The 6,093-nt window shown below is 55.8% G+C and carries 14 protein-coding genes; 3 read left to right on the forward strand and 11 right to left on the reverse strand.

Annotated features, from left to right (window positions below; all coding sequences use genetic code 11):
* Positions 1-19 precede the first annotated feature (19 nt).
* The 9 genes from tatB to B9Z48_RS16095 all read right to left on the reverse strand — a co-directional run bounded on the left by tatB (position 20) and on the right by B9Z48_RS16095 (position 3,408).
* A complete protein-coding gene (gene tatB / locus B9Z48_RS16055; RefSeq protein WP_089960006.1) occupies positions 20-487 on the reverse strand; it encodes a Sec-independent protein translocase protein TatB in 468 nt (155 codons plus the stop codon).
* A gap of 25 nt (positions 488-512) precedes the next feature.
* Entirely contained in the window at positions 513-755 is a 243-nt protein-coding gene (gene tatA / locus B9Z48_RS16060; RefSeq protein WP_089960008.1) for a Sec-independent protein translocase subunit TatA, read from the reverse strand.
* 96 nt (positions 756-851) lie between these two features.
* Complete coding sequence (locus tag B9Z48_RS16065; protein ID WP_108379714.1) at positions 852-1,208, reverse strand: histidine triad nucleotide-binding protein; 357 nt, start codon at positions 1,206-1,208, stop codon at positions 852-854.
* Between the two features lie 27 nt (positions 1,209-1,235).
* Positions 1,236-1,598 carry a hypothetical protein gene (locus B9Z48_RS16070; RefSeq protein WP_108379716.1) on the reverse strand — a complete coding sequence of 121 codons (363 nt, stop codon included), beginning with the start codon at positions 1,596-1,598 and terminating at the stop codon, positions 1,236-1,238.
* Between the two features lie 9 nt (positions 1,599-1,607).
* On the reverse strand, positions 1,608-1,976 hold the full coding sequence (locus B9Z48_RS16075) for a phosphoribosyl-ATP diphosphatase (RefSeq protein WP_108379718.1): 369 nt from the start codon (positions 1,974-1,976) through the stop codon (positions 1,608-1,610).
* A gap of 13 nt (positions 1,977-1,989) precedes the next feature.
* The gene (gene hisI / locus B9Z48_RS16080; protein ID WP_053171708.1) at positions 1,990-2,379 is read right to left on the reverse strand and encodes a phosphoribosyl-AMP cyclohydrolase; all 390 of its coding nucleotides are present in this window, start codon (positions 2,377-2,379) and stop codon (positions 1,990-1,992) included.
* A gap of 53 nt (positions 2,380-2,432) precedes the next feature.
* Positions 2,433-2,759 carry a type II toxin-antitoxin system RelE/ParE family toxin gene (locus B9Z48_RS16085; RefSeq protein ID WP_108379720.1) on the reverse strand — a complete coding sequence of 109 codons (327 nt, stop codon included), beginning with the start codon at positions 2,757-2,759 and terminating at the stop codon, positions 2,433-2,435.
* Positions 2,756-3,025, reverse strand: a complete 270-nt coding sequence (locus B9Z48_RS16090; protein WP_089960022.1) for a type II toxin-antitoxin system ParD family antitoxin — start codon at positions 3,023-3,025, stop codon at positions 2,756-2,758. Before B9Z48_RS16090 ends, B9Z48_RS16085 begins: the two co-directional genes overlap by 4 nt.
* Positions 3,026-3,093: 68 nt before the next feature.
* Entirely contained in the window at positions 3,094-3,408 is a 315-nt protein-coding gene (locus B9Z48_RS16095) for a DNA-binding transcriptional regulator (protein WP_233261160.1), read from the reverse strand.
* 444 nt (positions 3,409-3,852) lie between these two features.
* Here B9Z48_RS16095 and B9Z48_RS16105 point away from each other — a divergent pair, with 444 nt between their 5' ends.
* The 3 genes from B9Z48_RS16105 to B9Z48_RS16115 are packed head-to-tail and all read left to right on the forward strand — an operon-like array spanning position 3,853 to position 4,856.
* Complete coding sequence (locus B9Z48_RS16105) at positions 3,853-4,071, forward strand: hypothetical protein (RefSeq protein ID WP_199233539.1); 219 nt, start codon at positions 3,853-3,855, stop codon at positions 4,069-4,071.
* A complete protein-coding gene (locus B9Z48_RS22125; protein ID WP_108379726.1) occupies positions 4,071-4,583 on the forward strand; it encodes a type II toxin-antitoxin system prevent-host-death family antitoxin in 513 nt (170 codons plus the stop codon). The genes B9Z48_RS16105 and B9Z48_RS22125 overlap by 1 nt, the downstream gene beginning before the upstream one ends.
* A gap of 9 nt (positions 4,584-4,592) precedes the next feature.
* Complete coding sequence (locus B9Z48_RS16115; protein ID WP_089960041.1) at positions 4,593-4,856, forward strand: Txe/YoeB family addiction module toxin; 264 nt, start codon at positions 4,593-4,595, stop codon at positions 4,854-4,856.
* Between the two features lie 62 nt (positions 4,857-4,918).
* Here the strand turns inward: B9Z48_RS16115 and B9Z48_RS16120 are convergent, their stop codons facing one another.
* On the reverse strand, positions 4,919-5,362 hold the full coding sequence (locus B9Z48_RS16120) for a GNAT family N-acetyltransferase (protein WP_108379728.1): 444 nt from the start codon (positions 5,360-5,362) through the stop codon (positions 4,919-4,921).
* 66 nt (positions 5,363-5,428) lie between these two features.
* Positions 5,429-5,983 carry a GNAT family N-acetyltransferase gene (locus B9Z48_RS16125; protein WP_089960053.1) on the reverse strand — a complete coding sequence of 185 codons (555 nt, stop codon included), beginning with the start codon at positions 5,981-5,983 and terminating at the stop codon, positions 5,429-5,431.
* Positions 5,984-6,093: the final 110 nt, after the last annotated feature.

Consider the following 6,093-nt stretch of genomic DNA (forward strand, 5'->3'; position numbering starts at 1 on the left):
ACCCAAAGGTGCGTCAGCGTCACATGGAATTGAGGGGCTTGGGCCGGTAACGGGCTACGCGAGCGGCACCGGAAAGCGCTTTGGTGCGCACCCCGTTACGGGCTTTGTACCACTGGGGCATCGCGCCGCGCTTGAGTCGCCAGTTTTTATCGGGGCGAACGTAGTACGGTGGTGGTGGCTCAATGGTGGGCAGATCACTGGTCAGCCCAGCTGTGGTTTCAGCCCAGTCTTTTTCAAAATCAGAGGCCGTGGTTTGAACGGTTTGCTCGACATCACGAGCCGCCGTCTCCATGGTCTCTTTCATCTTTTTGAGTTCTTCCAGGTCCATGGACCGGTTGACCTCGGCCTTGACATCGGCAACGTAGCGCTGCGCTTTACCCAATAAAGCCCCAAGTGTTCGGGCCACCTTGGGCAATTTTTCAGGGCCAATGACGATCAACGCCACCACCCCGATGAGCGCCATTTTCGAAAAGCTTAAATCCAGCACAATGCGGCGTTCAGTCGTTCAAAAATCAGGACTTGGTCTTGGCTTCAACGTCAATGGTCGTCTTGTCAGCTGGCGTTGAAGCGGTCACCTGACCCGCCACTGGGGCTGCGCCTTCTTCGGGCTTGGTGCCGCCGTCTTTCATACCATCTTTGAAACCTTTGACCGCACCACCCAAGTCAGAACCCATGTTTTTGAGCTTTTTGGTGCCAAACACCATGACGACAATCAACAGCACGATCAGCCAGTGCCAAATGGAAAAAGTACCCATGAAACTCTCCTGTTAATGCTGGGATTCTAAGGGGATCGACCAACGGTTTTGGATCGGCCCTGTGGATGGAAGGATTTGAGGGCTAAAAGCGCCGTTTCAACCCCGCAACCAAGGGCGCGGGCCAGCCATGACATGCATGTGCAGGTGGTGCACTTCTTGTCCACCCTCGCTGCCGTTGTTAACGACAATGCGAAAACCGCCGTCCGGATAAGGGTTGCAACCCTCTTGGGCTGCCAGCTTAGGGGCCAGGGTCATCATGTGGCCCATCAAAGCGGCGTGCTCTGGGGCCAGATGCATCATCGACGGGATGTGCAGCCTGGGAATGATCAAGAAATGAATGGGGGCCCAGGGTGCGATGTCGTGAAAGGCGAACACATGCTCGTCCTCATACACCTTACGCGACGGGATTTTGCCCGCGATGATTTTGCAAAAAATACAGTTGGCGTCAGTCATGGCTTGAAGGGGTCAAAGTCAAAAATATCAATCGGTCACGGGCCGCTGCGCATTCAAGCGCACCATGCCCAGCACGATGCGGTACAAAAACCAGATGGAAATGGTCACCCAGGCCAGCCAGCCAGGGAAAAACATCAAGAGCCACAAAGGTGCAGTGACCAAGTACAGCAAAGCCGCCCAGATCACGGTGCGGATGCGGTAGCTGAAGTGCGTGGCCTCCCAGCCGCCGGTATCGCCTTTTTTGACCAAATCAATGATCAGCGCCACCACCAGCAAGGCCGGGCCCATCTGCGCCCCCGGGATGACCGCGCTGACCGCCACAATCAGGTGCAGGATGTAGCTGACCCAGCTGATGGTGTGGGTGCTGTCGTCGACGGGTGGTGTGTTCATGGGCGCAGCTTACTCCCCCAAGCGCTCGCGCTCTTGCACTTTGCGCAGGGCTTTTTCTTCCAGGCCGCTCAGGCCCTCGCGGCGGGCCAGCTCGTTGACCACGTCGGCGGGTGTCAGGCCGTAGTGCGCCAGCGCAATCATGCTGTGGAACCACAAATCGGCCACCTCGCCCACCAGCTTGGTTTTGTCCCCGCCATGGTCCACGTCTTTGGCGGCCATCACGGTCTCGGTGGCTTCTTCGCCGATTTTCTTCAAAAAGGCGTCGGGCCCCTTGTGCAGCAGGCGGGCCACGTAGCTTTTTTCGGGGTCGCCGCCATTGGCGGGTTTGCGGCTTTCGACCACGGCCGCGAGGCGGTCAAGGATGTCCTGGTTGTTCATACGCTTGGGGCACTCACTTGTAAATGGTTTCGGGGTCTTTCAAGACCGGATCGGCCGCCTGCCACTCGTCGGCTTGCAGGCTCTGGAAAAAGCAACTATGGCGGCCCGTGTGGCAGGCAATGCCCGGCTCGTGCCCCAGCTGCGTGACTTTAAGCAGCACCACATCGTTGTCGCAGTCGATGCGGATGTCGTGCACCGTCTGCACATGGCCGGACTCCTCGCCCTTGAACCACAGCTTGTTGCGCGAGCGGCTGAAATACACCGCCCTTTTCAGCTCGGCCGTCTTTTGCAAAGCCTCGCGGTTCATCCAGGCGAACATCAGCACATCGCCGGAGCCTTGTTCTTGGGCGATGACCGGCACCAGGCCTTTGTCATCCCATTTGATTTTGTCTAGCCAATTCATAGGGGGATGATCTTAAGTGATTGACTGTGACGTTTTCAGAAACCTGCAAACCCTCAATGCGGCACACCATCGTCCGAATCGTCGGCCAACAAAGACTCATAATCCTGCCCGCCATAAAAGATGCCCAAGATGGATACCCACCCGGCATCTACCGCAAAAGCAATCACTGCGCGTTTTTTGTAGTGTGTGATGCGCAAACTAGGCCGCACATCGTCGCGTTTCATGCCGCGCTGCGGAAAAATGCTCAGGCTTTCGCAGTAGCTCACCATGGCTTCGGTGTAGCGCAACGCAATACCCGGCGAGGCCTCGGACGCGATGTACTGGTAAAGGTCAGCAATTTGTTCCAAAGCCTCGGGCGAGAAGACAACCCGGTGTGTCATTGCAACTTGGTGTGCTCTTGTGCAAGGCGCTCACGCACCTGATCCACTGTGACAGCTCTCGTTGGATCAGCCTTGAGTGCATCGTAAGCCGCACCGACTTGATGCGTCAGCCAAGACTCAATGGCGCGGTCTCGGCTCAGAAGTGCGCGAAGACCTTCGCGAATAACTTCGCTTTCTGTCGCGTACTCGCCTGCACGCACTTTGCTCTTGATGGCATCGGCCATCTCGTTGGGCAATGTGATGCTCAGTTGTTGAGTGGTTCGCATGACGGGCCTTTGAGTGAGTAGGATTGAATCTTATCAAACAGCCATCACCTTGAGCGATGGGTTTGCCCTCACTGCGCGGAAACAGCCAGAACCGCCTTCGGGTTTGTGCGAGCTATGGCAAGCAGCGTGCGCGCTGCACCGCTTGGCTGCTTTCGTCCTTGCTCCCATCCTTGAAGCGTACGCACGGAGACGCCCAACAAGTTGGCGAACTGGGATTGAGACAGGCCAGTGGCTTGTCTTGATTCTGTGGCCGACGAGACCACCATCTTGCCTTTGCCAGCCTTCATGTCTTTGATGGATTGAAGGATCTCCGCACCAATGTCTCGCTTCGCTTCAAACGCAGCAATCTCGGATGGATTCAGCTTCTTAGATTTCGAGGGCACGACGAATCTCCTTGAGTGTGATGAGTGAAATGTTCTCTGACTCTGACTTTGCATAAAGAGTGAGGAGATAGACCTCGCCAGCTTCGTTGCGTGCGAGGTAAATGATCCTGACGCCGCCTGACTTGCCTGCCCCCTCACGTACCCATCGAACTTAGCGTACACCGCCTGAGCCGCGAATCACAGCGCCGGCTTCAGGGTTCTGTGCAATGAAAGATGCGAAATCGGCTCGTTCATCTTCGTCCCAATATCTAGGCCAAAGCTTCTGAAAGATGGGGCTTTCGACAACGGTCAGCATGCCATGAATGTACGCCTGAAGCGCATAGCCGTCAACGGACGTTTCCTGTCAAGTCGAACGAAAAGCCAGGATGCGTAAATGCGCGAGTGAAGGCGGCAGTACAAAACAACCATCGGTTGCAAAATGCAAGCCCATCGAGGAGAAGTACCATGGCTGTCGCAATGAAACTGTCTGACGAACTGGTCGAAGCCGCCAAACCCTATGCTGCAGCGGAACACCGCTCTGTGCCACAGCAAATCGAATACTGGGCACGCATCGGCAAAGCCGTGATCGACAACCCGGACATGCCTTTGCGGCTGATCCAAGACACCATGCTATCGCGTGAAGAAGTCAAAGCCGGTCTGGCTGCGCCTTATGAGTTTGGCTGATGCTGAAAGTCAGCGCATCGCCATCGCTTAACCGGGTGGCAAAAAACTGCACGCCCGCGACAAAAAAGTGCGAGTTGAAGCCGTCAAGTCCTTCTACCAAACCCTCAAATAGGCGAAAAAAGGGCGACTTCGCGGGTGTTTTTGTCTACAAGTTCAAACTGAACGGTCAGGAAACTCTGCTGTCCTATGAACTTCAACCGCACAAAAACACAAACCGCCCTAAAATACATGCACAACTCACTGGACAGGTTTCAGCCATGCATGTCATCAGTTACACAGACGCTCGCAACTCGCTCAAAGCTGTGATTGACCAAGTCATTGACGACCAAGCCCCCACGCTCATTCACCGGCGCGAGGGAGGTAACGCCGTGATTTTGTCGGAAGAGGCTTTTTCCAGCATTCAAGAAACGCTGTACCTGCTCTCCAGCCCTGCAAACGCACGGGCGCTGCTGAACTCTGTGGCCCAACTCAAAGCTGGAAAAGCCAAAAAACGCAAACTTCTAGACATTTGAAGTCAGGGCATGAGAGAAGTTCGTTTCACCCCCGATGGCTGGGATGCTTACGTCTGGTGGCAAGGCCAAGACCGCAATACCCTCAAACGCATCAACACCTTAATCGATGCCGTTTGCCGTGAACCCTTTACAGGAATTGGCAAGCCAGAACCCCTTGTCGGCAACTTGGCTGGCTTGTGGTCGCGCCGTATAGACGAGATGCACCGTTTGGTTTATGAAGTCGATGAGGTGTCCATCACCGTTGTGGCTTGTCGATTTCATTACGATGATTGATGTGGGCATGTGCGCCTGGCGGCCACGGCATCCAGCCGTTGGCACTCCGGTTAAACGACCCCTTAGGCTGCATTCGCCCGTTCATACCTGACCTCGTCACTACCGTCAGGACCGACACACTCCCATCCGTTCTTGTCGTAGAACGCTCTGGCTTTGGTGGTTGTGCCCGTCGAGAGCCAGAGCCTGTCGATGGGTTGCTTGCGAAACCACTCGATCATTGCGGCATGCAACCGGGTTCCATGGCCTCGGCCTTGTGCATCTGGCCTGACAAACAGCGCCCAGACATTGCCGGTCTTGGCGATGCCTACAGCGAATGCCTCAATCCTTCCAGCTTCTTCGATGACCCACCCGCAGCCTGTGCCTTCAATCGACGCTCTGACCTCTTCATCTGAGATACGACCGGGCGTCAGGGTGTTCTCGGTCACTGAGTAGCGCACCTCCCAAATGCCGGGGATGTCGGCAGCGGTGGCTTGGCGCAAATGAGGTCGAGACACGGCGATGCTCATGGTTGATTTGGCTGTTGTTTAAAGTTTACGGCACCCGATAGAGAAGCCATTCGCTGCATCAGAAGCTTAGACCGCATTCTCTGTTCGCCACTGCCGATTGAGCAGTGCGTACTGAAGGAGGTCGTGATGCTGTCCCGCCCAGTAACCTGCTTCCCGCTGCCGCCCCTCTTGCTGAAACCCTAGCGCCTCGAGTAAGGCCAGAGATGCTGAGTTGTCAGGGTGAATCTGCGCCTCGATTCGATTCAACTGCACCTCTTGGAAACCCCAGGTGATGATTGCTTTTAGCGCTTCTTTGACATAGCCGCGGCCCTGATGCGCCGCAGCGATTTCGTAACCGACGATGCAAGATTTCCAGTTTCGATTCCAGCGAAACAAGCCGCATGTGCCGATCAGTCCGGGTTGGTCTCTCAACTCCAAAGCCCAGCGTGCACCGGAAACCGGCTCTTTCCGCCAACTGGCAAACGTAGCGACCAACTTCGTGGCACCGTCAAGATCGGGAATAGGATCTGACCCGAACCATCTCATGTGCTCGGCGTTGCCATGTATTTGCAAAATATTCTCCGCATCCGATTCCACAATCTCACGCAGCGTGAGTCGGGATGTCCCCTGATGGCCACCCAAATTCCCCCACTTATGGCCACCTCAAACTCCCCCACCTGAATTGATCGGGGACAGGGTCTCAACGCCGACACCGTCGGCACCTGTTGGCAGGACGCATGTTCTGGCCTTCC

The sequence above is a fragment of the Limnohabitans sp. WS1 genome, assembly GCF_003063265.1.
Taxonomy (GTDB): Bacteria; Pseudomonadota; Gammaproteobacteria; order Burkholderiales; family Burkholderiaceae_C; genus Limnohabitans_A.

What these genes read in the sequence shown, in the direction of transcription:
- tatA (WP_089960008.1), bottom strand. Translation starts at nt 755, where the DNA reads ATGGGTACTTTTTCCATTTGGCACTGGCTGATCGTGCTGTTGATTGTC.
- B9Z48_RS16065 (WP_108379714.1), bottom strand. Translation starts at nt 1,208, where the DNA reads ATGACTGACGCCAACTGTATTTTTTGCAAAATCATCGCGGGCAAAATC.
- hisI (WP_053171708.1), bottom strand. Translation starts at nt 2,379, where the DNA reads ATGAATTGGCTAGACAAAATCAAATGGGATGACAAAGGCCTGGTGCCG.
- B9Z48_RS16070 (WP_108379716.1), bottom strand. Translation starts at nt 1,598, where the DNA reads ATGAACACACCACCCGTCGACGACAGCACCCACACCATCAGCTGGGTC.
- B9Z48_RS16115 (WP_089960041.1), top strand. Translation starts at nt 4,593, where the DNA reads ATGAGAGAAGTTCGTTTCACCCCCGATGGCTGGGATGCTTACGTCTGG.
- B9Z48_RS16120 (WP_108379728.1), bottom strand. Translation starts at nt 5,362, where the DNA reads ATGAGCATCGCCGTGTCTCGACCTCATTTGCGCCAAGCCACCGCTGCC.
- B9Z48_RS16105 (WP_199233539.1), top strand. Translation starts at nt 3,853, where the DNA reads ATGGCTGTCGCAATGAAACTGTCTGACGAACTGGTCGAAGCCGCCAAA.
- B9Z48_RS16090 (WP_089960022.1), bottom strand. Translation starts at nt 3,025, where the DNA reads ATGCGAACCACTCAACAACTGAGCATCACATTGCCCAACGAGATGGCC.
- B9Z48_RS22125 (WP_108379726.1), top strand. Translation starts at nt 4,071, where the DNA reads ATGCTGAAAGTCAGCGCATCGCCATCGCTTAACCGGGTGGCAAAAAAC.
- B9Z48_RS16085 (WP_108379720.1), bottom strand. Translation starts at nt 2,759, where the DNA reads ATGACACACCGGGTTGTCTTCTCGCCCGAGGCTTTGGAACAAATTGCT.
- B9Z48_RS16075 (WP_108379718.1), bottom strand. Translation starts at nt 1,976, where the DNA reads ATGAACAACCAGGACATCCTTGACCGCCTCGCGGCCGTGGTCGAAAGC.